Annotated in this window: 19 protein-coding genes; 15 read left to right on the top strand and 4 right to left on the bottom strand. The window is 64.6% G+C overall.

Features of this window, described 5'->3' with window-relative positions; translation table 11 throughout:
* The first annotated feature begins 43 nt into the window (after nt 1-43).
* From GDN70_RS25670 to mdlC, 10 genes are all read left to right on the top strand, one after another.
* The gene (locus GDN70_RS25670; RefSeq protein WP_038947957.1) at nt 44-967 is read left to right on the top strand and encodes a LysR family transcriptional regulator; all 924 of its coding nucleotides are present in this window, start codon (nt 44-46) and stop codon (nt 965-967) included.
* Between the two features lie 12 nt (nt 968-979).
* The gene (gene xylB / locus GDN70_RS25665; protein WP_152103197.1) at nt 980-2,425 is read left to right on the top strand and encodes a xylulokinase; all 1,446 of its coding nucleotides are present in this window, start codon (nt 980-982) and stop codon (nt 2,423-2,425) included.
* A gap of 130 nt (nt 2,426-2,555) precedes the next feature.
* Entirely contained in the window at nt 2,556-4,079 is a 1,524-nt protein-coding gene (locus GDN70_RS25660; RefSeq protein ID WP_028142491.1) for a sugar ABC transporter ATP-binding protein, read from the top strand.
* The gene (locus GDN70_RS25655) at nt 4,072-5,112 is read left to right on the top strand and encodes a ribose ABC transporter permease (protein ID WP_028142492.1); all 1,041 of its coding nucleotides are present in this window, start codon (nt 4,072-4,074) and stop codon (nt 5,110-5,112) included. The genes GDN70_RS25660 and GDN70_RS25655 overlap by 8 nt, the downstream gene beginning before the upstream one ends.
* An 87-nt stretch (nt 5,113-5,199) precedes the next feature.
* Nucleotides 5,200-6,147 (top strand): ABC transporter substrate-binding protein, encoded by a 948-nt coding sequence (locus GDN70_RS25650; protein WP_028142493.1) that lies wholly within the window; start codon nt 5,200-5,202, stop codon nt 6,145-6,147.
* Between the two features lie 189 nt (nt 6,148-6,336).
* A complete protein-coding gene (locus tag GDN70_RS25645; protein WP_370126384.1) occupies nt 6,337-6,804 on the top strand; it encodes a MarR family winged helix-turn-helix transcriptional regulator in 468 nt (155 codons plus the stop codon).
* A 46-nt stretch (nt 6,805-6,850) separates the two neighbouring features.
* Nucleotides 6,851-8,560 carry an FAD-dependent oxidoreductase gene (locus GDN70_RS25640; protein ID WP_152103196.1) on the top strand — a complete coding sequence of 570 codons (1,710 nt, stop codon included), beginning with the start codon at nt 6,851-6,853 and terminating at the stop codon, nt 8,558-8,560.
* 75 nt (nt 8,561-8,635) lie between these two features.
* Complete coding sequence (locus GDN70_RS25635) at nt 8,636-9,958, top strand: MFS transporter (protein ID WP_244625825.1); 1,323 nt, start codon at nt 8,636-8,638, stop codon at nt 9,956-9,958.
* Nucleotides 9,959-9,998: 40 nt separating this feature from the next.
* Nucleotides 9,999-11,447, top strand: a complete 1,449-nt coding sequence (locus GDN70_RS25630) for an aldehyde dehydrogenase (RefSeq protein ID WP_152103194.1) — start codon at nt 9,999-10,001, stop codon at nt 11,445-11,447.
* A 48-nt stretch (nt 11,448-11,495) separates the two neighbouring features.
* On the top strand, nt 11,496-13,103 hold the full coding sequence (mdlC, locus tag GDN70_RS25625) for a benzoylformate decarboxylase (protein WP_152103193.1): 1,608 nt from the start codon (nt 11,496-11,498) through the stop codon (nt 13,101-13,103).
* On the opposite strand, the gene GDN70_RS25620 is transcribed toward mdlC, so the two are convergent.
* The 3 genes from GDN70_RS25620 to GDN70_RS25610 all read right to left on the bottom strand — a co-directional run bounded on the left by GDN70_RS25620 (nt 13,100) and on the right by GDN70_RS25610 (nt 17,423).
* Nucleotides 13,100-14,635, bottom strand: coding sequence for a hypothetical protein (locus tag GDN70_RS25620; protein WP_152103192.1), 1,536 nt, complete (start codon nt 14,633-14,635; stop codon nt 13,100-13,102). The genes mdlC and GDN70_RS25620 overlap by 4 nt on opposite strands.
* 28 nt (nt 14,636-14,663) lie before the next feature.
* Nucleotides 14,664-15,839 (bottom strand): glycosyltransferase family 4 protein, encoded by a 1,176-nt coding sequence (locus GDN70_RS25615; protein ID WP_152103191.1) that lies wholly within the window; start codon nt 15,837-15,839, stop codon nt 14,664-14,666.
* Nucleotides 15,840-16,076: 237 nt separating this feature from the next.
* Nucleotides 16,077-17,423, bottom strand: a complete 1,347-nt coding sequence (locus GDN70_RS25610) for a lipopolysaccharide biosynthesis protein (RefSeq protein ID WP_152103740.1) — start codon at nt 17,421-17,423, stop codon at nt 16,077-16,079.
* A 467-nt stretch (nt 17,424-17,890) separates the two neighbouring features.
* Here GDN70_RS25610 and GDN70_RS25605 point away from each other — a divergent pair, with 467 nt between their 5' ends.
* Entirely contained in the window at nt 17,891-19,114 is a 1,224-nt protein-coding gene (locus tag GDN70_RS25605; RefSeq protein ID WP_028142499.1) for an NAD(P)/FAD-dependent oxidoreductase, read from the top strand.
* A 27-nt stretch (nt 19,115-19,141) separates the two neighbouring features.
* Here the strand turns inward: GDN70_RS25605 and GDN70_RS25600 are convergent, their stop codons facing one another.
* On the bottom strand, nt 19,142-20,278 hold the full coding sequence (locus tag GDN70_RS25600; RefSeq protein ID WP_152103190.1) for a GNAT family N-acetyltransferase: 1,137 nt from the start codon (nt 20,276-20,278) through the stop codon (nt 19,142-19,144).
* Between the two features lie 647 nt (nt 20,279-20,925).
* On the opposite strand from GDN70_RS25600, the gene GDN70_RS25595 reads away from it, so the two are divergent.
* From GDN70_RS25595 to GDN70_RS25580, 4 genes are all read left to right on the top strand, one after another.
* Nucleotides 20,926-22,086: a transporter substrate-binding domain-containing protein gene (locus GDN70_RS25595; protein WP_038970483.1), complete on the top strand. Its 1,161-nt coding sequence runs from the start codon at nt 20,926-20,928 to the stop codon at nt 22,084-22,086.
* Nucleotides 22,083-22,748 carry an ANTAR domain-containing response regulator gene (locus tag GDN70_RS25590; RefSeq protein ID WP_028142502.1) on the top strand — a complete coding sequence of 222 codons (666 nt, stop codon included), beginning with the start codon at nt 22,083-22,085 and terminating at the stop codon, nt 22,746-22,748. The genes GDN70_RS25595 and GDN70_RS25590 overlap by 4 nt, the downstream gene beginning before the upstream one ends.
* A gap of 11 nt (nt 22,749-22,759) precedes the next feature.
* Nucleotides 22,760-24,013 (top strand): urea ABC transporter substrate-binding protein, encoded by a 1,254-nt coding sequence (locus GDN70_RS25585; RefSeq protein WP_028142503.1) that lies wholly within the window; start codon nt 22,760-22,762, stop codon nt 24,011-24,013.
* 93 nt (nt 24,014-24,106) lie between these two features.
* A complete protein-coding gene (locus GDN70_RS25580; RefSeq protein ID WP_028142504.1) occupies nt 24,107-24,979 on the top strand; it encodes a branched-chain amino acid ABC transporter permease in 873 nt (290 codons plus the stop codon).
* The last annotated feature ends 1 nt before the right edge of the window (nt 24,980 follow it).

Genomic DNA, 24,980 nt, shown 5'->3' with positions numbered 1-24,980 from the left:
TAAAGGCCAAAATTTGTAAGTCTCTTTTCCTCTTTTAGCAAAAATGGACCGGCTGCTCCAACTCGAAGTCTTCTCCAAAACCGCCGAGCTCGGCAGCCTGTCCAAGGCCGCCGAAATCCTGCGGATGTCGAACGCGGCCGCCAGCCGCCACCTCAGCGCGCTGGAGGAACGGCTCGCAGTCCGGCTGATCGAACGCAACACGCGCCGGCTATGGCTGACGGAGGCAGGGCAGGAGCTTCTGCAGCGCTGCAGCACGTTGTTGAACGAGCTCGCCGAAGCCGAGGATGCCGTCTCCGACCGCGCGCTGTCGCCGAAGGGCATGCTGCGCGTGACGAGTTCGCTGTCCTTTGCGATGATCTATCTCGCGCCGATGCTGCCCGCCTTCCGCGCGCTGTATCCTGATCTCAGCGTGCAGATCATCAGCGCAAACCGCTACCTGGACTTCATCGAGGCCGGCATCGACGTGGCGATCCGCACGCGCGAGCACGAGCCGGATTCCAACATCATCGTCCGCCGCATCGGCCAGATGCACCGCGTGCTCGCGGCGGCGCCGTCATATCTGGAGAAGCACGGCCGGCCGGAGCACCCTGCCGATCTCGCCCGCCACAACATGCTGATCTACAATCTCGCCAACGATCCCTATTCGCTGCGGCTCAGCCAGGGCAGCACGACGCAGACGGTGCGGATCGCGCCGACGCTCGACAGCAATGATGGCCAGATCATCTGCGGTGCGGCACGCGCGGGGCTCGGCATCCTGATCCAGCCGCTTTACATCGTGCAGAGCGATATCGCGGCCGGCCGGCTGGTGCCTGTCCTGACGGGCTGGGAGTTGCCGCTGCTCACCATGAACATCGCCTATCAAAACCGCGTCCGGCTGCCTGCCAAGATCAGGGTGTTTTCCGACTTCCTGGTCAGCCACATCCGCGAGCATTCCGAGCCGGGGATCTGGATCGACGCGGCGAAGTGAGCGGAAGCAGTCATGTATCTCGGCATCGATCTCGGCACCTCCGCAGTCAAGACCGTTCTCGTCGACGGCGCCCAGCGCGTGATTGCAAGCGAGAGCCGGCCGCTGATGATCACCTCGACGCAATCGGGTTATTACGAGCAGGACCCCGCGCAATGGATCGAGGCGACCTTCGCCACGCTCGATGCCCTGAAGACGTCGCATGGAAAAGAGCTGGCGACGGTCGAGGGCATTGGGCTGTCCGGCCAGATGCATGGCGCCACGCTGCTCGATGCGAGCTCGAGGCCGCTGCGGCCTTGCATCCTGTGGAACGACGGACGCGCTGCCGCCGAGTGTCGCGTCCTGGAGCAGCGCTGGCCTGCCTTGCGTGCCGTGACGGGCAATAAGGCGATGCCAGGCTTTACCGCGCCGAAACTGCTCTGGGTCGCGACGCACGAACCTGAAGTCTTTGCAGCGACGAAATTGGTGCTGCTGCCAAAGGCCTATCTGCGCCTGGTGATGTCAGGCGAGGCCGTCGAGGACGTGTCGGATGCGTCGGGATCCCTATGGCTCGACGTCGCGCGCCGGGACTGGTCGGACGAGGCCTTGGCCGCGACCGGCCTGTCGCGCGATCACATGCCGCGCCTGGTCGAGGGATGCGCGGCAGCAGCAACATTGCGCAGCGACCTCGCGCAGCGCTGGGGCATAGTGAGGCAGCCGGTGATCGCGGGCGGCGCTGGCGACAATCCGGCGGGCGCCGTCGGCATCGGTGCGATCCAGTCGGGAACCGCGTTCGTATCTTTGGGAACCTCGGGTGCCCTGCTGGCGCCGACCAGTACAATCGCTGCGAACCCGGACTGTGCGGTGCATACCTTCTGCCACGCCGTTCCCGGCATGTGGATTCAGGCTGGCGCGATGCTGTCGGCCGCCTCCTGCCTCGCGTGGGCCGCGCGCCTGTTCGGCGTCAGCGAGGCCGAGTTGCTGGCGCCGCTTGGATCGCATCCACAGGCGCCGTCGCCGGTGAGCTTCCTGCCTTATCTCGCGGGTGAGCGGACGCCGCACGACGATCCCGTCGTGCGCGGCATGCTCGATGGTTTGAGCCATGGCACCGATCGCGCGGCGATCGTGCAGGCGGTGCTCGAGGGCGTTGCCTTCGCGCTGGCCGATTGCCGCGACGCGCTCGCCGATGCTGGCATTGTGATTACGGAAGCCGATGCCATTGGCGGTGGTTCACGGTCCGGCTTCTGGCTCTCGGTGCTGGCGAACGTGCTGAATGTTCCGATCCACCGCTTCGCCGGAGGTGAGACCGGCGCAGCGTTCGGTGCGGCGAGATTGGGGCGACTTGCTGTCACCGGTGAGGCGATCGCCGCCGTTTGCACCCGGCCGCAGCGCATCGAGACGTACGAACCTGACACCGGGCTGACTGATGCTTATGCCGAGCGGCTTCCCGCCTGGCGCGAACTGTATCGGCCGCGCCACTAGCATCGCCTCGATGCTACATTCCCGTCTGTTCGGTATTGCCCTGTGCCGCGGCCTTTTGTTTAATGCGCAAGCCGCGCTGACAGAATGATTGAGACGCGGGTGGGAAACGCATTGTGCGCCGGGAGGCACGATGAACGATCCGATCCTCGAGATGCGCGGGGTCTCAAAGTCCTTCTTCGGCATCAAGGCGCTGCGCGCCGTCGATCTCACTGTCTATGCCGGTGAAATTCATGCCCTGATGGGTGAGAACGGCGCCGGCAAGTCGACGCTGATGAAGATCCTGTCCGGCGCCTATCGGCCGGATCCCGGCGGCGAGATCCGCATCGAAGGACAGCCGGTACGGATCGAAGGTCCGCTCGGCGGCCGCGCGGCAGGCATCTCCATCATCTATCAGGAGCTGTCGCTCGCGCCCAATCTCAGCGTTGCCGAGAATATCTATCTGGGGCGAGAGATATCGCGGACAGGCTTGCTGGCGCGCGGCGCCATGCGCGAGGGCGTCGGTCCCATCCTGAAGCGGCTCGGTGCGGACTTCCTGCCGTCGACGCTGGTGGCGCATCTGTCCATGGGGCAACGGCAACTGGTCGAGATCGCGCGTGCGCTGCACGCGAGATCAAGGATCCTGATCATGGACGAGCCGACCACGGCGCTGTCGGCCGGCGAGAGCGCACGGCTGTTCGCGCTGATCCGCCAGCTTCGCGCCGAGGGCCTCGCCATCATCTACATCTCGCATCGCATGGACGAGGTCTACGCGCTCGGCGACCGCGTCACCGTGCTGCGCGACGGCCGGCTGGTCGGCTCGCTCGACAAGCCCGAGATCCGTGCGGACACCATCGTGCGGCTGATGGTCGGGCGCGACGTCTCATCGTTCTACAAGAAGGACCATGATCCGGAGGCGGGACGCGGCCATCCCGTGCTCGCCGCGATCGACATGGCCGATGGCCTGCGCGTCAAGGGCTGCTCGCTGACCGTGCACGCGGGTGAGGTGGTCGGTCTCGCCGGCCTGATCGGCGCCGGGCGTACCGAGCTTGCGCATCTCATCATCGGCGCGTTGCCAAAAACCTCCGGCCGGCTCGAGCTGGAGGGACGGCCGGTCGAGATCCGCACGCCGGGTGAGGCGCTTGAGGCCGGCATCGCCTATCTGACGGAGGACCGCAAGGCGCTCGGCCTGTTTCTCGACATGTCATGTCTGGACAACATCAACCTCGCGGTCCTCAGCCGCGATGCGAAGCTCGGCTGGTTCCTGGATCGCGATAAGGCACGCGAGCGCGCCGATCGGGCCTTCGCAGGGCTCAGCATCCGCGCCGCCAATGTCGGCGTTCCCGCCGGCGGCCTGTCCGGCGGCAATCAGCAGAAGCTGCTGTTGTCGCGGCTTCTTGCCATTGCGCCTAAGGTGCTGATCCTCGACGAGCCGACACGCGGCGTCGACGTCGGCGCCAAATCCGAGATCTATTCGATCATCGACAATCTTGCCAAAGCCGGCACCGCGATCCTCGTCATCTCGTCCGACCTGCCCGAGATCATCGGTATCTGTGACCGCGTCGTCGTGATGCGGTCGGGACTGGTTGCAGGCGAGGTCCGGCGAACCGAGACGGCGCCGTTGAACCAGGAAGACATCATGGCGCTTGCCACGGGGATGGAGCATCTCGATGCCTGACAATGGTGCCTCGCAGGCCAAGCCCGCACCGGCGACGACCAACGGTGCTGCCGCAGAGTCAAAGCGCCAGCGGGTGAGGGTGCTGATCAGCGCGCTCGGTATGTTGCCGGTGCTCCTGATCCTCTGCATCGGCTTCCACTTCCTGTCCGAGGGCCGCTTCTTCACCGGACAAAATCTCGGCATCGTGCTGCAGCAGGCCGCGGTGAACACCGTGCTCGCCGCGGGCATGACCTTCGTCATCCTCACCGGCGGCATCGACCTTTCGGTCGGCTCGATCCTGGCGGCTTCCGCCATGGCCGGGTTGACGCTCTCCAAGATGCCGGAGCTCGGGATGCTTTGGCTGCCGGCCGCGCTGCTCACCGGCCTTGGCTTCGGTGTCGTCAACGGCGCGCTGATCGCGCTGCTCCGATTGCCGCCCTTCATCGTCACGCTCGGCTCGCTCACTGCGGTACGCGGCCTGGCGCGACTGCTCGGGGCCGATACCACCGTGTTCAATCCGTCCATTCCCTATGCCTTCATCGGCAACGGCTCGCTGACCCTCATCCCCGGCGTCGCGTCGATCCCGTGGCTTTCGGTGATCGCCTTGCTCGTCATCCTCGTCTCGTGGCTGGTGCTGCGCCGGACCGTACTCGGCGTGCACATCTATGCGGTGGGCGGCAATGAAAGCGCGGCGCGGCTTGCCGGCATCAAGGTCTGGGGCGTGCTGATCTTCGTCTACGGCGTCTCCGGGCTTTTCGCCGGGCTCGGCGGCGCCATGCAGGCGGCGCGGCTCTATGCGGCCAACGGCCTGCAGCTCGGCCAGTCCTACGAACTCGACGCGATCACCGCCGTGATCCTCGGCGGCACCTCCTTCGTCGGCGGCATCGGCTCGATCTGGGGCACGCTGGTCGGCGCGTTGATCATCGCCGTGCTGTCGAACGGCCTGATCCTCGTCGGCGTCTCCGACATCTGGCAATATGTCATCAAGGGCCTGGTGATCATCGGCGCCGTGGCGCTCGATCGCTACCGGCTGCAGGGCTCCGCCAGAACTTGAAGGGCTCTGCCGGAACGTGAATGCGAGGTTCCGTTGCGGCAACTGGTCTGCCGCGCCGGGGACGAAGACAGACCAGGGAGGAAGTCCATGTTGAAGACGATCATGCTCGCCGGCGCCGCGACGGCGCTTGCCCTCAGCGCCGCGCCATCCTTCGCCAAGGAGCTCAAGTCGATCGGGGTCTCGCTGGGATCGATGGGCAATCCGTTCTTCGTCGCGCTGTCGAAGGGCGCCGAGTTCGAGGCGAAGAAGACCAATCCCAATGTGAAGATCACCGCCGTCGGCTTCGAATACGACCTCGGCAAGCAGGTCACCCAGATCGACAATTTCATTGCCGCTGGTGTCGACCTGATCTTGCTCAACCCCGGCGATCCCAAGGCAATCGGGCCGGCGATCAAGAAGGCGCAGGCGGCAGGCATCGTCGTCGTCGCGGTCGACACCGCGGCCGAAGGCGCCGACGCCACCGTGACCACGAACAACGTGCAGGCCGGTGAGATCTCCTGCCAGTACATCGTCGACAAGCTGGGCGGCAAGGGCGACGTCATCATCGAGAATGGGCCGCAGGTCTCCGCCGTGATCGACCGCGTCGTCGGCTGCAAGAACGTCTTCTCGAAGAATGCCGGCATCAAGGTGTTGTCCAACGACCAGGACGGCAAAGGCTCGCGCGAAGGCGGCCTCACCGTCGCGCAGGGTTATCTGACGCGCTTCCCCAAGATCGACGCCATCTTCGCCATCAACGACCCGCAGGCGATCGGCACCGACCTTGCGGCGCGCCAGCAGAACCGCAGCGGAATCGTCATCACCGCGGTCGACGGCGCGCCCGATATCGAGGCCGCGCTGAAGGATCCGCAGTCGCCGCAGATCCAGGCCTCGGCTTCGCAGGACCCGTTCTTCATGGCGCGGCGGGCTGTGCAGGTGGGCGTCGGCATTCTCAATGGCCAGAAGCCGGCCTCGACCGTCGAGCTGCTGCCGTCCAAGCTGGTGACCAGAGACAATGTCGCCGAGTACAAGGGCTGGACCTCGGATCGTTCCCAGTAAGATGCCGTCCCTTACCGGCAGCGCTTGAAACGGGGGATGGCGGGCGGCGTTTTGAAACCACGCCGCCCGTGGTGCGATAGCCGCCAATGCACGTGCTGATCTGCCGTATGAGCGCGCGGCCTGCCTCATGTGTTAGCCTCGCGCAATCTCGATCAGTCCGAATCGGAAGCAGTTCTCGTGAAATCCAGGATATCCGGCGCCACATCCGGCACCGCGTGGCGGCATGCCAATATCGGTCGCCTGCTCAACAACGCCGTGCGGCGCTTCGAAGGCCGCGTGCTCGAATTGATGAGCGAGAAGGGGCACGACGAGACGCGCATCGCGCATGTCAGCCTGACCCGCAATCTCGACGTCGAGGGAACGAGGCTCACCGAGCTCGCCCGCCGCGCCTCCATGAGCAAGCAGGCGATGGGCGAGCTGGTCGATCAATGCGCCGAGCTCGGCCTCGTCAATCGTATCGCCGATCCGACCGACCGGCGCGCGCGCATCGTCATGTTCACGCCCGCCGGGCGCAAATGGCTGGATGCGTTCCGCGATGCCGTGGACATCGCCGAGCAGGAGATGCGCGCCGAGCTCGGCAAGGCCACGATGGACGCGATCCTGAAGGGACTGGCGGTCTATGGCGAGAGGTTCGACACGCTCGAGGATGTCGATTAGTCAGGCGACTTGACGATATCGTCAGGCTTCCTTACCATGCAAGATAATGCTGGTAGGGAGAAGCGTCTTGGAAACACGTCTGACGGCCGCGGTGCTCATCGTGGGCGGGGGGCCCTGCGGGCTGATGCTGGCCAACGAGCTCGGCCGTCGCGGTGTGTCCGCGATCCTGGTCGACGAGAAGCCGGGGACCGCGTTCAATCCGCAGGCCAATGCAACGCAGGCGCGCTCGATGGAGCACTACCGGCGGCTGGGTTTTGCCGACGAGATCAGGCGCGAAGGCCTGCCCGCGGACTACCCGACCGACGTTGCGTACTTCACCCGTTATGCCGGCTACGAGCTGGCGCGGTTTGCCCTGCCGTCCTCGTCGCGCGCGGGCGAGCTGATCAAGGGCATGTCGGGCTCCTGGAGCGCGGCGGAGCTGCCGCACCGGGTCTCGCAGAAATATGTCGAGGCGGTGCTGCGTCGCCATGCCGAACGGCTTGCCGGCATCAAGCTGAACTATGGCCACCGGCTGATCGGCTACGTCGAAAGCGATGACGGCATCGTCGGCGAGATCGAATGTCTTGAGGACGGCAGCCGTTTTCAGGTCCGGGCCAACTTCCTGGTCGGAGCGGACGGGCCGCGCTCGACGGTCCGCCAGTCGCTCGGCATTGTCTATGGCGGCGAGACCGGAACGCAGCGTGACTTCATGGGCGGCCGCATGCTGGCGGTCTATCTCCGCTCACCGGAGTTCTACGCGAGCATCCCGCATGCCAAGGCGTGGATGTACAATTGCTTCAACGGCGACCGCCGCGCCTTCATGGCCTCGGTGAACGGGCGTGACGAATTCGCGTTTCACACGCAGCTTCGGCCGGGCGAGGACGAAAGTGCGATCACGATCAATGAGGCCAAGGCCGCGTTCCAGCGCGCGTGCAGCGCGCCGATCGATTGCGAGGTGCTGTCCTTCCTGACCTGGACCGCCGGTCACGCGCTGGTGGCGGACGGCATGCAACGGGGCAGGGTGTTCCTCGGCGGCGACGCCGCGCATCTGTTCACGCCGACCGGCGGGCTCGGCTACAACACCGCGATCGAGGATGCGGTCAATCTCGGCTGGAAGCTCGCAAGCGTCGTCAAGAGTCTGAGCCCGGCGACGCTGCTCGACAGCTACGAGGTCGAGCGGCGTCCGGTGGCGCTCCGCAATACCGACTATGCGCGGCGCTTTGCCGACTCCCTTGGTCTGTTCGCGCCGGCGCCTGAGATCGAGGACGCCACCGACGAGGGCAGCGAGGCGCGGCGGACGGCGGGCATTTATCTCGAACAGCACGCCCGTGCGGAATTCAACATCCCCGGTATCACCTTCGGCGGACGGTACGACGGCTCGCCGATCATCGTCTCCGATGGCAGCCAGCCGCCGCCCGACGCTGCGAACGTCTACGTTCCGAGCGCTTGTCCCGGTGGCCGCGCACCGCATGCGTGGTTGGACGATGGCGTGTCCCTGTACGACCTGTTCGGGTTCGAATGGACGATGCTCCAGTTCGGTGAGGTCGCGTCGGCGCCAGCTGCGGTCACCGATGCCGTCCGCAACCTCGGCGTCGACGTGAAGCTCGTCACGCTGCCGGCATCCTTGCGCGACCTCTATGAGGCGGACCTCGCTCTGATACGTCCCGACCAGATCGTGGCCTGGCGCGGCAGCGCGTCGCAGGCTGGAACGATCGGAAGCGTCCTTGCCCGTGCGCTCGGACGCAGCGCAAGCGACAGCGCGCGGCTGGCAAGCTGATCAGTTCTCGCCGCATTCGATCTGCGGCCGTACGCCAATAACAACAAGACGACAATGACACCGGAGGAGGACAACGTGGCAAGAGCATTTGAGGACTACGACGATCATGCTGCCGCCGCCGTCGGCGCCGAGCAGACCGCGAGCAGCCGGCGGCGCATCCTGATCGCCGGCACCATCGGCACCGCGATCGAATGGTACGATTTCTTCATCTACGGCCTGATCGCGCCACTGGTGTTCGACCAGCTGTTCTTTCCGAAGTTCGACCAGTTCACGGCGACCATCGCGGTGTTCGCGACCTTCGCCGTCGGATTTCTGGCGCGTCCGCTCGGCGGGCTCGTCTTCGGCCATTTCGGCGATCGGCTCGGCCGGAAATCCGTTCTTCTGTGCACGCTGCTCCTGATGGGGCTTGCCACCATGTCGATCGGATTGTTGCCGACCTACGCCAGCGCAGGCGTCGCCGCGACCGTCGCGCTCGTCGTGCTGCGCTTCCTCCAGGGGTTTGCGCTCGGCGGCGAATCCACCGCGGCGATCCTCATGGCGATCGAGACCGCGCCCGGCCACCGGCGCGGCTTTTCGGCGGCGGTGATCCAGGCCGCAGGTCCTGTCGGGGTCGTGCTCGCCTCGTTTGCGGCGCTCGCGATCTCGCGGCTGCCGGAAGCGGATCTGCTGTCATGGGGCTGGCGCGTTCCGTTCCTGATCAGCGCGGTACTGGTCGCGCTCGGCGTCTATATGCGGCTGCGCATCGAGGAGAGCGCGACCTTCCGCAAGGCGGAGGAGTCCGAAACGGTGCCGGCCGTCGAAGCGATCAGGGGGCACTGGCGGCCGATCCTCATCGTGTTCTTCGCCGAGATGGCGCAGACGTCCTATTTCTATCTGACCGCCATCTTCACCATCTCCTTCGCGACGCGTCAGCTCGGCGTCCAGAAGGACGTGATCACGCAGGCCGTGTTGTTCGCCAATCTCGTCGGGCTCGTGGCCATGCCGCTGATTGGCGCCTGGTCCGACCGGATCGGACGCAAGCGCCTGTTCCTGGCGGGCGTTGTGCTTGCGGCCATCTCGATGTTCGCATTCTACGGCGTGGTCGCAAGCCGGGACACGCTGCTGATAACGGGCGCGGTGATCCTCGCCGCTGGCATCATCCATCCGCTGATGTTCGGCACCGAAGGCAGCTATTTCCCGGAACTGTTTCCAACCCGCATCCGCTTCACCGGCGTGTCGATCGGAAAGCAACTGGGCACGGTACTCGGCGGCGGCATCGCGCCGCTCGTCGCCACCAGCTTGTTCGCGCAGACGGGCTCCACCTACGCGATCACCGGATACTACGTCGCGCTCGCGCTCGCGGCGATGATCGCGCTCGGCTTCGCGCACGAAACCAGCAAATCGCGGCTGCTCGGTTGAGCTTGGCCAAAGACACCGGCAAGACATCAGGGAGGTTCTCATGGACGTCAGTCTTCTCATCAATGGACAGGATCAGGCCGCTTCGACCGGCAAGGTGTTCGAGCGCCGCAATCCGCTGTCGCAGGAGGTCGCAAGCCGCGCGGCCGCCGCAACCGTGTCCGATGCCGATGCTGCGGTGGCGGCGGCCTCCGCGGCGCTGCCCGCATGGTCGGCGCTCGGCCCGAATGCGAGGCGCGCCCTGCTGCTGAAGGCGGCCGATGCGCTCGATGCCAAGCGTGACGCCTTCATCAAGATCATGATGGCGGAGATCGGCACGACCGAGGTCTGGTCGGCCTTCAACGTCAAGCTCGCGGCCGGGATGCTGCGCGAGGCGGCATCGCTGACGACGCAGATCGCCGGCGAGGTGATCCCGTCCGATAAGCCGGGCTGCATCGCGATGTCCGTCCGCCAGGCGGCCGGCGTGTGCCTCGGCATCGCGCCGTGGAATGCCCCGATCATTCTCGGCGTCCGCGCGGTGGCGACGCCGCTCGCCTGCGGCAACACGGTCGTGCTCAAGGCGTCCGAGATCTGCCCGGGAACGCACCGGCTGGTCGGCGAAGTGTTCAAGGACGCTGGCTTCCCGCCTGGCGTCGTGAACGTCGTGACCAATGCGCCGGCCGATGCGCCCACTTTGGTCGAACGCCTCATCGCCAATCCCGCCGTGCGACGGATCAACTTCACCGGCTCGACCCGCGTCGGCCGCGTCATCGCCGAGCTTGCCGGACGCCACCTCAAGCCGGTGCTGCTCGAGCTCGGCGGCAAGGCGCCGCTGGTCGTGCTCGACGATGCCGATCTCGATGCCGCCGTCGCGGCCGTGGCGTTCGGCGCTTTCATCAATCAGGGTCAGGTCTGCATGTCGACAGAGCGCGTGATCGTCGACGAGGCGGTGGCCGCCTCTTTTGTCGAGAAGCTCGCAAAGAAGGCGAGCGCGCTTCCGGCCGGTGACCCGCGCTCCGGCCCGGTTGTCGTCGGCTCGATGATCGACGAAGCGCCGGCCAGGCACGTCGTCGCACTGATCGATGACGCCATCGGCAAGGGTGCCGTCAAGCTCGCGGGCGGCGAGCGGGCCGGCACGGTCGTTCCGGCGACCGTGCTCGACCGTGTGGTGCCCGGCATGCGCATCTACACCGAGGAGAGCTTTGGTCCCGTCGTCTCGGTGATCCGCGCGAATGGCGTCGACGAGGCCGTGCGTCTCGCGAACGACACCGAGTACGGCCTCTCGGCCGCCGTCTTCGGCCGCGACGTCGCCCGCGCGCTGACGGTGGCACAGCGTATCGAAAGCGGCATCTGTCATGTCAACGGCCCGACCGTGCATGACGAGGCGCAGATGCCGTTCGGCGGCGTGAAGGGATCGGGCTACGGCCGTTTCGGCGGCCAGGCTGGGATCGCCGAGTTCACCGATCTGCGCTGGATCACCATCGAGACGCAGCCTCAGCACTATCCGTTCTGATGGCTCGAGCAGCGAAGCACCCAAGGAATCTGCGAAGGAAATCTGTCAATGAATTCCAAAGTCCTGACGGTTCGGGAAGCGACCCTCGGTGTGCTTCGCTCGTTCGGCGTCGATCGCGTCTTCGGCAATCCGGGCTCGACGGAGCTTGCGTTTCTCGGCGACTGGCCCGATGACATCGATTACGTGCTCGGCTTGCAGGAAGGCTGCGTCGTCGGCATGGCCGATGGCTATGCGCAGGCGACGGGGCGTCCGTCCTTCGTCAATCTGCATTCGGCGGCCGGGCTCGGTCACGCGCTCGGCAATCTCTTCACGGCGTTTCGCAACAAGACGCCGATGGTGGTGACATCGGGGCAGCAGGCGCGCAGCCTGCTGCGGATGCGGCCCTATCTCTTTGCCGAGGATGCCGCGCAGTTTCCAAAGCCCTATGTGAAGTGGAGCGCGGAACCCGCGAGACCCGAGGATGTCCCGGCGGCGATTGCGCAGGCCTTCCTCGTCGCCATGCAGCATCCGCGCGGCCCGACCTTCGTGTCCGTGCCATCGGATGATTGGGCACGGCCCGCCGTCGCTCCGCCGATCCGCCACATCGCGACCGAATTTGCCCCCGACCCGGCAGCGATCGTTCGGCTCGGTGCGGCCATCGCCGCAGCCAAGAAGCCCGTCTTCGTCGTCGGCCCCGACATCGATCGCAGTGGCTGTGTCGAGGCGATGGTTGCGGTCGCTGAACAGGCGAGGGCGGCCGTGTGGGCAAGCCCGATGTCGAGCCGTTCCAGCTTCCCGGAATTGCATCCGCAATTCGCCGGCTTCCTTCCCGCAGCACCAGGAGGACTCGCGCGTGCCTTGCGCGGGGCCGATCTGATCGTCGTGATCGGAGCGCCCGTGTTCACCTTCCATGTCGAGGGACAATGCGAATTGCTCGACGACCGAACGCCGATCTGGCAGATCACCGACGATCCGACGGAGGCCGCGTCCGCGGCCGTCGGTGACACCATCATCAGCACGCTCCCGAAGGCGCTGGTCGCGCTTCAGTCGGCGCTGCCGGACATCGCGGAGCGCGAGGTGCCGAGCGCGCGGGCATTCCCCGTCGCGCCCGTCGCGCAAAATCCAATTCCGCCGGCCTATGCGCTGGGCCGGTTGTCGGCGCTGATGCCGCCCGATGCGATCGTGGTCGAGGAGGCGCCGTCGCATCGTCCCGCCATTCAACAATTCATGCCGCGGCCGGGCGCCGACAGTTTCTACACGATGGCCAGCGGTGGGCTCGGCTACAGCCTGCCGGCCTCCGTCGGCGTGGCGCTGGCGCGGCCCGGCCGCCGCATCGTCGCCCTGATCGGCGATGGCTCGGCGATGTATTGCGTTCAGGCGATCTGGACCGCAGCGCAGCGCGGCTTGCCGATCACCTTCGTGATCATGAACAATTCGGGATATGGCGCGATGCGTGCCTTCAGCCAGCTGATGCAGGCGCATCGCCCGCCTGGAATCGATCTGCCCGGGCTCGATTTTGTTGCGCTTGCCAAGGGGATGGGCTGCGTGGGGCAGCGCATCACAGATGCCGGCGATGTCGACCGCATCTTGAGCGAAGCGTTGAATTCACGTGGTCCCGCGTTGGTCGAGATCGCGGTCGACGACGCCACGACGGACCTGTTCAGCCATCCACGCTAGCAGGCGGTATGAGGGCTGGTTCGCGCCGACAAGGCCGCCGATGGAGATCTGCCCGCGAAGGCGCGGGTCTTGGGTTGGACACGCGATCCGTCGATCACCTCGAGCCGGCCGCAGCGGTTCAGGGTGTGCAGCTTCCTGCCGGGCCACACCGGTCCGGGCTTCAGAGAATGGCGCACGATCTGCTTGAAGGCGGTCGGCGACAGTTCGATCACTTCCGCCAGCGCGAGCGCAGCGCCGTATCCGTCGGTGCAGTTCTGAACCGGTCGCCACAATTTGTCATTGATCGTGACGAAATTCCCCGCCGGCCGCGTGCTCGCGCGGTCGATCAGGACCGGATTGCTGGCATGGGGCAACCAGGGGCCCAGGAGGTGCTCGGCGTAATAGATCGCCAGCGAATCCGAGTAACCGCCGGCTCCGTCGCGCCAGGCGCCGAACAGATAGTTCAGGCCGTTGTGCCGCGTGATCGTGACGTCTGCCAGCTCAAGGCCTGACAGCAGCGTCGCGTGCCGCTCCCATTTGTCCGGGAACCGAACGCATTTGTAGAGGGCGACGTCCCCGTGGAGCGAGCTCTCCGGGATCATGCACAAATCGCCGCCGTCTTCGATCAGGAACGGGTAGGAGAGGTGCCAGGGCTCTTCCAGCACGGGCACGACTTGTCCTACCGGGCCGGTGTCGTTGAATTCGATCGCCGATATGATGCCTTTTCCAACGCGGTGATCGAGGTCTTCGAAGAAGACGAATGTTCGTCCCTGCCAGGTCATGGGAAAGGGATCGGCGTAGAAGTGGTTTCCAGGATCTCCCAGAACGTTCCAGCTTGGACCTGATAGATCTCCGGTCTGCCAGACGCCCGCGCCGTCATTGAAGCGCCACCCGACGTGCCAGTGAGGGGCATAGCAGCACAGGCGATAAATCTCCTTGGCGATCGACACGGCAAGGCCGCGCGCGACATAGCCAACGGGGCCACGACGCGGGCCATCCGCTGCCGGACGCGCCAGTTGCGGCACAAGCCGCGGTCGTCCCGACAGGATCGCCGCCACCATGGTCAGGGTTCGCGCCATGACGGTTTCGAGTGCGCCGCTCAGGCCGGCGGCAATTTCTCCGGATGGATGGCCGCGATCGAGGACCGAACCGTCGACCTCGTTGACGATGTCGATCACCGGCAGGTCGCCAGTCAGAATGGCGGCGAGCGCGGCGTTCTCGCCTGCAACGCCATTGAACAGCGGACGGAGATACAGCCGGGCGGAGTCGTTCGGATCGCGCGCGCCGCCGGTGAAGTCGACGATTACGTCGGCTGTCTCGGTGCGAGCCCGCGTCGGTCCCGGAATGACGTTCAGCCTGTGGACGCTGCTGTGTTTGCCCTTGTGCAGCACCATGCGTTCGAGCTCGAACAGGGCGTCGAGACCTGCGGGCCGCGGCTCGGCCTTCGCCGTCCACGCGATTTGAACCGGAACTTCCCGGCCGTCGATCAGCAGCGTCTCGCGACCCATCCACCGCCGCGCGTACTCACGTTCACAGCGAAACTCGATGATCATGTCGAGCCCATCTATTCCAATCGTCCGGTCAGATGACCTGGCCGAGAATTCGAACGTATTCCTCCACCATGGCATCTACCGAATAGCGCAACCGCAAGCCTTTGGCGTTTTGTCGCAGTTCGTCGCTTAGATGTTGGTCCGTCAGCAGCCTGGAGACGGCCGCGGAGAGCTTCGCATGATCGGAAGCGTCGACGAAGAGTGCCGTCGGTCTTCCTTCGTAGGACAACACTTCGCGCAGGACGGGAAGATCGGTGACGACGGAGGGAACACCGGCGTTCGCAGCCTCGACCGCGGCCAGACCGAAGGTCTCGGCCTGTGTCGGGAATACGAACACGTCCAGGCAGGCGAGAAAGTCCGCCATCCGGCTGGGCGGGATTTCCCCCAGCAAATGCAGCCTGTCCGACACCTTCAATTCACTCGCCAGCAGCTTCAGCCGGCCCTCGTCGGCTCCCTGGCCGGCAAGCGCAAGGTGCCAGGACGGCTGATCCGGTAACAGACGTATCGCCAGGTCGAGACGCTTGTGCGGATGCAACCTCGCTGCGCAGCCGAGCAGTATGCGATCCGGCGGCAGGTTGAACTTCTGTCGCGCGGCCTCCTTCGACAGTGTGAGGGCCTTGTCGTCGAAGCCGTGCGGGACATGCACCATGCGCGACCGGTAGGCCGCGGGGTAGCGCGAATACTCGCGCTGCATGTCCTGCGAATTGAGCGTGATGCGGTCGAAGAAGCCAAGGCTACCCATGACGATGTCAGCCGTGCGGACCGGCCAGCTCATCGCCAGCGCGGATGAAACCTGATTGGCTATGACGGGTGCGCGGCTGACGAGGCGCGTCACGCCGCCGCCGATGACATTGCCGAAATGCTGGAAGGTCAGGACGGCGTCCGGCTTGATGGTGCTGATATGGCGGCCGAGTGTCCACAGCATCCGCAGCAGCGCCATCGGATTGCCCGGCCGGCTCGGCGCGCAGTAGAGCGTATCGGGCGGCTCGTCGAAGGAATCCGATTTGCGGAAGAAGAACAGATTGGTGACGCGGTAGCCGCGCGCGGTCAGCCCGGCGCCAAGCAGCCTGGAGATCTCCTGCGCACCAGCGTTCTCGGCCTGGGTTTGCGCGAGAAGCACGTGCAGCTTTCGTCCGCCGCCGTTCGGCCGCGCGAGTGCCGCCGCGGCCGTCTCGCCCAATTCCTTGTTCGGCTTATAGTGGAGCACGGATCCCGACCCGCTAAAGAAACCAAATCTTCACCTTCTTAACTCCGTACCTATCATGCGGGCATCGCGTGGACACCGACTAGCAACAAACGGAGTTAATGCCAGGCTTGGCAGTCGACATCGTTCCCGCAGGCATTTCGCTGGTTCCCGGCTGCTGCGCGGCGAGCGCGTTAACCAATCGATCTTGCGCGCGGCCAGCGCGTGATTGCGGACCATCGGGCGACGGCGTGATTGAGCCTAGTCGCTGGAGTCGGCGCCGCGCACTGCATAATTGCGGCGCTTCAAGGCGGAGAAGCGCAGCAGCACGAGGATCGAAGGATCCACCCCTGTTCGCCGGCGGCAGAGGACGTTCAGGGCGATGGTCGCGAGCGCCAGCGACACGGTCGCCGAAATCGCCGCGCCAAGCACGCCGAGCCAGGGAATGAGGATGAGAAAACCCACGAGCCGCAGCGCGACATTGGCGGCAACGACGGGAACGTAGATCCGTTCGTGGCCGGTCAGCTGCAGGATGGCAGCAGATGGGCCGCCTGCGGCCTGGATGGCCGTCCCGATTGCGAGCACGATCAAGACCAAGTGCTGCGCGGTGAAATGAGGTCCGAACAGGTTGAGGAGATAGGGGCCGCCGATCCAGATCATGGCGAGCCCGGCGACCACGCATAGCGCGGTCACCTCCGCCATCAGCTGCAAGGTTCGCTCGAACTCCTGGTGGTTCTTGCTGAAATACAGCGAGGGAAGCCGGCGGGCTCCGAACGTATATAGCGCCGCAGACAGCATGGCGAAGATATTGGCAAGGCGCGATGCGGCAAAGTAGATACCGGCAGTTACTGGATCCAGCATCCAGTACACCAGAATGACGTCGAAATACTGGTTTGCGGCTTCAAGAATGGATGCAAGCCAGAAGTGCAGGGCGCTCGAGCGCCAGCGGGACGTTTCGGAGCGCGCCGGCGTACCGCGCAAATCCGGCAGCACGCGCGCGATCGAAACGATTTGCGCAACCAGGCCCACCGATATGGCAATTGTCATCACCGCCATCAACTCGGCGGGATCGAGTTGCCGATGACCGAGCAGCATGGCGAGCAGAAACAGGACGACGATGACTCGCCAGAAGAACTCGCGATTTCCTTCGCCCGTGAGAATGCTGACCAGTGAGCGTGCGATCTGGCTGCCGAGCATCACGCCGGCATTCGCGGCCGTGTAGGCCGATACCGCAAGTATGAGCAGCCACCCATCGCCTCTCATGTTCGCCGCGATGGCGATCCCCGCGATCACGATCATCATTGCGATCGAGGTAATCTTGAAGCTCGATAAGAGGACACCTTTGGTGAGATCCGGCCTGTCGCCGACCTGATACTCGTTCAGGAACCGCACCAGCAACGATTCCTGGCCGACCAGTCCCACGACGGCGGCGATCTGGGCAACCGAAAGCCAGGTCGCAAAGATACCGAAGCCGTCGGGCGACATCGTTCGTGCCGCCAGCGAAAACAGCGCAAACGCGAGCGCGCCGCTACCAACCTTGAGCAGGATGGTCCCGACGACACCGCGCGTGACGTCGCGCCGCATGAGCTGGAGGATGGATTTGATCATGAAGTTTAAGGAGCTGCTCTCTCCTGAAGAGACATCTTCCGATACCGGTGACAACCTAGCATGCCGAAGAAATGCGAGTGTTAATGCAGGGCATCCAGGATCTCGCCTGCGGCGTCGATGTCGCGGTCATGCCGGTTGCTTCACTGTGGAACATCACCGTCCCCATTGTCCCAAATAGACCAGGGCCGAGCTCAGGCCGACTGACGGCATAGCGCCGCATCGACGGCCGAGAAAGGCGAGATCAGCGGCTTGAATGCCGAATGCCTCGCCGGGATCGACCGCAGAACTGCCAGAAGCCGGAATTTACGGAGAATCCCGAGCAAGAGGCGTGCCGGCTTTCGTCTGGGCGGCCGGCTCCCCCGCTTCATTAACCTCGATACCGAGAAATGATCGCGTTTGGTCCTGCGATGCGACATCAGGCCGGAGAATTGCACGTGCGGCTTTGGTTGACCGTGGGAGCCTGGATCATGACGGCGGATAGAACTGTGACCGAGCCGATCGGCGCAGCTGGCACTTCGACGATCGTTGCGGACATCGCGATCGTCGGTGGTGGCCTTGCAGGATCGCTTGCGGCGGCCGTGCTGGCGCGGGCAGGGCATCGCATCGTCCTGATCGACAAGCGGGCGGTCTATCCGGACGAGTTCCGGGTCGAAAAGATCGGCGGCCATCAGTTGGCGATGCTCCGCAAGCTGGGCTTCCTCGACGCGCTCGAAAATGTCGCTTGTCGATATGATCAGGTGCTCAATATCCGGGAAGGCAAGGTGGTCGATGTCAGCGTCGGCCAGGCCTACGGATTTCCCTATGCTGATCTCGTTGCCATGGCGCGCAGCCGGATCCCCGAGCCATCCGATCTGATCGTCGACGAGGTCACCGCGATCAGCTGCAGCGACGACGTCCAGCATCTCGAGCTGGCGTCCGGACGGCGCGTGACTGCGCGTCTCGTCGTTCTCGCCACGGGCATGGCGGCGGCTCTCGGTTATAAACTCGGTATCAAGCGGCAGATTCTCGCCGAGCGCCATTCGGTTTCGTTCGGTTTCACGATCGCCCGCCGCGATGGCGCGCCGTTCGATTTCGAGGCACTGACCTGCTATGGCGAGCGCACGGCCGACGGCATCGACTATCTCAGCCTGTTTCCCGTTCGCGCCGGCATGCGTGCCAATCTCTTCATGTTCCGCGACCCGACCGATCCGATCATGCGCGAGCTGCGTCGCGAACCGGAAGCGACCGTTCTGCGTCTGCTGCCGGGATTGCGGCCCTATCTCGGCGATTTCCGCGTCACCGACCGTGTCCAGAACTGGGTGATGGATCTGACCGTCGTCGAGGGACATCTCCAGCCCGGCATCGTGCTCATCGGCGATGCGTTCCAGACCAATTGTCCCGCGGCCGGCACGGGCGTCGCGCGCCTGCTGGTGGACGTCGATCGTCTGTGCACCGAATATGCGCCGAAGTGGCTCGCGACCCCAGGCATGGACCAGGAGAAGATTACGCAGTTCTATTCCGATCGCGACAAGATCGCGGCGGATCAGCAGTCCCTCAAAATGGCGCGCTTCCGCCAGGCCCTGACATCCCGCAACGATATCGGCTGGGATGTCCGGCGCCGGCTGCACTTCCTGCGGCGCAGCCTGACACACCGCGTCGATCAAATGCATCCCGGCTGGCTCGGGCGTGTTCGCGGGGCGTTGCGCGCCTGAGTTCCGCGGCCCTTCGCCTGCCGTTTTTCAGCGCGTGGGCGTCGAGGTGCGGGCGGGCAGGAGCCGCAAATCCGAGAGCCGCTTGGCCGCCAGTTTGAGCCAGGGAGCCTGCTTCAGCGCGAACAGGGCGATGGCACCTGCGGTGCTGCCGGCTTTCGTGATCGCCCACATCGGCGAGGGCTGTCCGCCGAACAGTTTCTTGTATGGCTCGTCACCGATGGTGAAATCGAGCATCTGATCGCCGCGCTCGATGCAATCCCGCGCTACCTGCTCGAACATCAGCGCGCCCAGGGACTGGCTCTTGTACCCGGCAATGTCGAAGGCGCTCATGATGATGAGGAAGCTGCCCTGATGGCAGAGGCCGAGCACGGCGGCGATCACTTCGCCGTCCATCTTCATGGCATAGAGACGCACAAAGGAGCCGAGCCCACGAAGGGCCACGTTGGAATAGAAGCCGAAATATTCGGGACGCTGGAGCAGATCTCCGTCGCCTTGCGCCTGAAAGCGCGGACCGCGAAACTTCCTCATCACGTCCATCGCCTCGAGCACGGCGGCGCTGTCGTTGCAGCACGAGAAGCTCAGCGCGCCCTTCTTCTGGAGCTGACGATATTTCTTTGCGAGCTCCTTCTGATAGGAGCGATCGATCGCACCGGCCCGCCATTGCTCGAACGGCGCGACCAGGACCGTCGCGTAGGCGTTGGTGTCCATCGATACGCGGCGCGATGCGGCCAGGAGGTTCTCGATCGGAAGCCGCCCGTCGGGCAGCTTGGTGATCCGGAGCAGATCGAAAGGGCGAACGAGGCGCCGAATCTCCGCGCATGCGTCCGCGTCATCGAGCAGTTGCGAGAACACTTTCGGGCTGCAAACCGGCGCCAGATAGTCGGAGACGCGGAGGTCGGCGAACTCGACGGTTCGGATCGGGCCGCGCCGGATCCGGAGCAAGGGCAGCACCATCGCAAGGGCGCCCGTCGCGCCGTGGCGGACCACGACGACCAGAGGTGTTGCACCCGCATCCGAAGCGAGCCTGGTGTAGAGGCTGTGCAGCCAGATCGGATGCTGGAACGCAGTGGCGGCCGAGCGATCAAACAGCTCGGCATATTCCGGAGACAGAAAGTCGAACGCCTGCTCGATGACGATGTCGAACGTGTTGCTAAGCTTGTTCATGCGCAATCAGGGAAACCGGATAATTCGCGAAGTCGATCGAGCCGTGGCTACGCTTTATAGCAGGGTCGTTACGGGCGAGACACCGGCGGTGTGCGATTTGCATTAACGCGCTCAACCACGTTCGTATCGTTACCAAATTCTTAAATCCCAGAGCCGTTTGGGCTTGGTCTCGGGATGAGATCGTGCAGAGGCGGCTCGATACCAGACGGGGCCCCAAGGCAGCTGAAATTCACTCGCCCCAACAAAACCGACAGCCGACAGAGACATCCGTCGTTCGTGCGGCAAGCGACGATGCTCTCGGCTGGGCGTGGGCCTCCTGGCAGCTCGGCACGCAGCTTTCAATAGCCCGCCGGAAACCGGACGTCAGGCGTGCCCTGGTGTCTCCGCCGCATCGAAGCGGCGCCCTTGGCTCGGCTGCATAGTTTTGTTGCACCACGATATGAATCGCGGCAGCTTTCGCTGCAATAACGCGCTTGACTTCGTAACTGATCTCAACGACCGTATCATGCAAGCGTTGGGCAGTTCAGCCCGTCAACGCAACGAGCTTCAACCATTTCCAACATCACGCTGATTTGGCGTGCTCAGTTGGCGGCGAGGGCGCCCTCGGCTTAACAGCCGGTGGGCGCTTTTTTGTTTTGGAACGAGTGATGGCGCGGACGAACTATCGGATCGGCGTGATGCTGTCGACGACGGGATCCTACAGCGTCGTTGCGCGCTCGATGCTGAACGGGGCGCTGCTCGCGTTTCGCGAAATCAATGCGGGCCGTGACGACATTGCGCTGGAGCCGGTCGTGGTCAACCCGGCCGGCGACCTTGCGAGCTATCGTTCGCTCAGCCTCGAGCTGCTCGGTTCCGGCGTCCGGCATGTGGTCGGCTGCTACACCTCGTCGAGCCGCAAGGAAGTGATCCCCTGCTTCGAAAAGTTCGACGGACTGCTGTGGTATCCGTCTCACTACGAGGGCTTCGAGAGCTCCGACAACGTCATCTATACCGGCGCGGCGCCGAACCAGCACGTGCTGCCGCTCGTCGATTATCTGGCATCCCGCGTCGGCTCGCGCGCCTTCTGCGTCGGCTCCAATTACATCTGGGCCTGGGAAAACAATCGCATCTTCCGGGAGGCACTGGCCGCGCGCGGTGGCACCGTGCTTGCCGAGCGGTATCTCTCGGTTGGCGACACCGAGGTCGACCAGGTGATCGCAGCGATCATCGATCAGCGTCCGGACTTCGTCTTCAACAATTTGATCGGCACCAGCGCTTACGCCTTCTTCCGGGCGTTCCGGGCCGCCTGCCGTGCGCGTGGCATCGATCAGGCGGCTGAAATCCCGGTCGCGAGCTGCACGCTGTCGGAGCCGGAATTGCCGGAAATCGGCCCGGATGCTGTCGACGGACATCTGTCCTCGAGTGTTTACTTCTCCTCGCTGAACTCGGCGGAAAACGGCGCCTTCATTCGCGCCTACACCACATCCTTTCCGGACGGACCGGTCTCGTCGGCAGACGCCGAAGCGTCCTACATCGCCGTCAAGCTGCTCGGCGCGGCCCTGTCACAAGCCGGCACCGACGACGCCCGCACGGTACGCGCCGCCGTCGCAGACCAGCGGCTGCGCGCTCCGCAAGGCGAGGTCCGCATCGACCGCCAGACCTTCCATGCCTGGCTGACGCCCCGGATCGGCCGGTCGACGGTCAGCGGGCAGTTCGAAGTGCTGCTGGAATCGCGCGAGCCAATCGCACCGGATCCCTATCTCGTTCAGTCGTCGCCGCGCTTTGCCAGCGCAATGCGCTCTCCGCTTTTGAAGGTGGTGCAATCATGAGCTCCCGACTGCTACAGAACTTCAAGGGCGGCCGTGCCATCGTCGTCACCCGGCGAGGCGGATGGGAGAGCGCGCTCGAAACGACGCTGGCCAAGCTTGGCGTCTCCACCGAATATCCGGAGATCATCGACGGTCGTGCGCAGATTGACGTCGCCAGCCTTCAGGCCGAGCGGGACATCCTGTTCATCGACGGCGATCTCGAAGGCGCGGTAGCGATCGAGGTCAATCCCGGCTCGCGTTTGCCGCCGGTGCCGGTGATCGGCCTCGTCGGCGTCGAAGCGCCGAGCCGGCTCAAGGCGCTCGTCAATCTCGGTGCAACCTCGTTCCTGCGTAAGCCCGTGCATGGCGGCGCGGTCTACACGTCCCTGTTCATGGGCATCAACCAGTTCCTGCTGCGCGCCGAGATGTATGAGCGCCTTCAAGGCCTCGAGGAGCGCCGCCGCGGCCGGCGCGCGGTGATCCGGGCGGTCGTCCTGCTGATGCAGCAAGACGGCCTCGACGAGGAGGGAGCCTATTCCCAGCTCCGGCGCGACAGCATGCGTGCGCGGCAGAACATGGAACTCTATTGCGAGGAGTTTATGAGCAAGCGGGCGAAGCCGCCCGATACGTCCGGCCGCACAACCGGCATCACGCTGCAAGGCGGCAATAAGCAGGCCATCTAGGAGAAGCAAAAATGAGCAAGTCTGTATTGCGGGGGCTGCGTGCCGCAGCCCTCACGGGGACGCTTGTCCTCGGATCACCCCTTGGACCACAAATGGCACTCGCGGCGGAAAATCCGATCAAGCTCGGCGTGCTTGAAGATCAGTCCGGCGATTTTGCCGCAGCGACGATCGGCAAGGTCCACGCCATCCAGCTCGCCGCCGACGAGATCAACAAGGCCGGCGGCATCATGGGCCGGCCGCTCGAGCTCGTCGCTTACGACACGCAATCCGACAACACTCGCTACCAGGAGTTCATGCGGCGCGTCCTCCAGCGCGACAAGGTCGACGTTGTGTTCGCGGGCTTTTCGTCGGCCTCGCGCGAGGCGTACCGTCCGATCGTCGACCAGTTCAATGGCTTCGCATTCTACAACAACCAGTACGAAGGCGGTGTCTGTGACGGCCACATGATCGTGACAGGCGCGGTGCCCGAGCAGCAGTTCTCCACGCTCATCCCCTACATGATGGAGAAGTACGGCAAGAACGTCTACACGCTCGCTGCCGACTACAATTTCGGCCAGATCTCGGCGGAATGGGTGCGCAAGATCGTCAAGGAGAATGGGGGCAAGATGGCCGGCGAGGAGTTCATCCCGCTCGGCGTGTCGCAGTTCTCCCAGAGCATCCAGAACATCCAGAAGGCCAAGCCCGACTTCGTGGTCACCCTGCTGGTCGGCACCGCGCAGGCCTCCTATTACGAGCAGGCGGCCTCCGCCAACGTCAACCTGCCGATGGCTTCCTCGGTCAACGTCGGCCAGGGCTACGAGCACAAGCGTTTCAAGCCGCCGAGCCTGAAGGACATGTACGTCACCACCAACTACATCGAGGAGATCTCTTCGCCGAAGAGCAAGGAGTTCTACGCCAAGTTCAAGGCGAAGTTCCCGAGCGAGCCCTATGTCAACCAGGAGGCGGAGAACTCCTATCTCGCCGTCTATCTCTACAAGCAGATGGTGGAGCGCGCGAAGTCGACCAAGCGCGAGGACATCCGCAAGGTGATCGCGCTCGGCGACGTCTGCATGGACGCGCCGGAGGGCAAGGTCTGCATCGACCCGAAGAGCCAGCACATGTCGCACACGATCTATCTCGCCAAGGTCGGTGCGGATCACGCGATCTCTTTCCCGAAAGTCTGGGAAGACATCAAGCCGTACTGGCTGGGTGAGGCCGGCTGCGATCTGACCAAGAAGGATCCGATGGCCCAGTACACGCCGTCGAATCCCCCGCCGAAACCCTGACGGCGGCTGGTTGCCCCGGCGTTCCCGGAACGCCGGGGCAACCCCAAACATCTGCGACGGCAGTCTCGCGCCTTCCCACATTCTGGTTGTTTCATGGATCTTGCGACCCTCGTCTTCTCTGCGCTTTATCAATTCGGCGACGCTTTTGCGTTCCTGGTGCTCTCGGCCTGTGGGCTCGCGGTGATCTTCGGTATGATGGGCGTGATCAACCTCGCCCATGGCGAGTTCATCATGTGCGGTGCCTATGTGACGGCCGCCACCGTGCATGCCGGCCTGCCGTTGCCGCTCGGAATACTCGCCGGCACCATCGTGTCGGCGCTGGTCGGCGTCGTGGTGGAGCTGGTGGTCATCCGCCATCTCTACGACCGGCCGCTCGACACCATCGTCGCCACCTGGGGCCTCAGCCTGATCGCGACGCAGGGCACGCTGATCATGGTCGGTTCGACCATGGCGGGCGTGGGCACGCCGTTCGGCAGCTTTCAGGTCGGCGACTACTCCTATTCGATCTATCGCATCGTACTGTTTTGCGCCGCGCTCGGTGTGCTGGCGGGGCTTTATGCCCTGTTCAACTGGACGCGCTTCGGCGTGCTGGCGCGTGCCACGATCCAGGTGCCGCACATGGCCGCGGCGCTCGGTGTCGATACGCGTTTGATCTATAGCCTCACCTTCGCCTGCGGCGCGGGGCTCGCCGGACTTGCCGGCGGCCTTTACGCGCCGACCATGACGCTGGTGCCGACCATGGGAGCAACCTTCATCATGGAAGCGTTCGTCACCGTGGTGATCGGCGGCGCCGACGTGTTCCTCGGCACGGCGCCTGCCGGCGGCCTGCTTGCGATCGTTAAGTCGGGGATGACCTCCTGGCAGGGGCAGCTGTTCGGACAGATCGGCCTCCTGGTTGCCGTCATCATCGTGGTCCGGGTGCTGCCGAAGGGCATTTCCGGCTTCGTGCTGCGCGAGCGCACCTGAC

Source organism: Bradyrhizobium sp. TM102 (assembly GCF_009176685.1).
Lineage (GTDB): Bacteria > Pseudomonadota > Alphaproteobacteria > Rhizobiales > Xanthobacteraceae > Bradyrhizobium > Bradyrhizobium ottawaense.
Note: the sequence above shows the minus strand (reverse complement) of the source record. Positions and strands in the feature narration are given on the sequence as shown.

Excerpts from the sequence above, each read along its gene's own strand:
- GDN70_RS25670 (WP_038947957.1), top strand. The coding sequence starts at position 44 with ATGGACCGGCTGCTCCAACTCGAAGTCTTCTCCAAAACCGCCGAGCTC.
- xylB (WP_152103197.1), top strand. The coding sequence starts at position 980 with ATGTATCTCGGCATCGATCTCGGCACCTCCGCAGTCAAGACCGTTCTC.
- GDN70_RS25660 (WP_028142491.1), top strand. The coding sequence starts at position 2,556 with ATGAACGATCCGATCCTCGAGATGCGCGGGGTCTCAAAGTCCTTCTTC.
- GDN70_RS25655 (WP_028142492.1), top strand. The coding sequence starts at position 4,072 with ATGCCTGACAATGGTGCCTCGCAGGCCAAGCCCGCACCGGCGACGACC.
- GDN70_RS25650 (WP_028142493.1), top strand. The coding sequence starts at position 5,200 with ATGTTGAAGACGATCATGCTCGCCGGCGCCGCGACGGCGCTTGCCCTC.
- GDN70_RS25640 (WP_152103196.1), top strand. The coding sequence starts at position 6,851 with ATGCTGGTAGGGAGAAGCGTCTTGGAAACACGTCTGACGGCCGCGGTG.
- GDN70_RS25630 (WP_152103194.1), top strand. The coding sequence starts at position 9,999 with ATGGACGTCAGTCTTCTCATCAATGGACAGGATCAGGCCGCTTCGACC.
- mdlC (WP_152103193.1), top strand. The coding sequence starts at position 11,496 with ATGAATTCCAAAGTCCTGACGGTTCGGGAAGCGACCCTCGGTGTGCTT.
- GDN70_RS25620 (WP_152103192.1), bottom strand. The coding sequence starts at position 14,635 with ATGATCATCGAGTTTCGCTGTGAACGTGAGTACGCGCGGCGGTGGATG.
- GDN70_RS25610 (WP_152103740.1), bottom strand. The coding sequence starts at position 17,423 with ATGATCAAATCCATCCTCCAGCTCATGCGGCGCGACGTCACGCGCGGT.
- GDN70_RS25605 (WP_028142499.1), top strand. The coding sequence starts at position 17,891 with ATGACGGCGGATAGAACTGTGACCGAGCCGATCGGCGCAGCTGGCACT.
- GDN70_RS25600 (WP_152103190.1), bottom strand. The coding sequence starts at position 20,278 with ATGAACAAGCTTAGCAACACGTTCGACATCGTCATCGAGCAGGCGTTC.
- GDN70_RS25595 (WP_038970483.1), top strand. The coding sequence starts at position 20,926 with ATGGCGCGGACGAACTATCGGATCGGCGTGATGCTGTCGACGACGGGA.
- GDN70_RS25590 (WP_028142502.1), top strand. The coding sequence starts at position 22,083 with ATGAGCTCCCGACTGCTACAGAACTTCAAGGGCGGCCGTGCCATCGTC.
- GDN70_RS25585 (WP_028142503.1), top strand. The coding sequence starts at position 22,760 with ATGAGCAAGTCTGTATTGCGGGGGCTGCGTGCCGCAGCCCTCACGGGG.
- GDN70_RS25580 (WP_028142504.1), top strand. The coding sequence starts at position 24,107 with ATGGATCTTGCGACCCTCGTCTTCTCTGCGCTTTATCAATTCGGCGAC.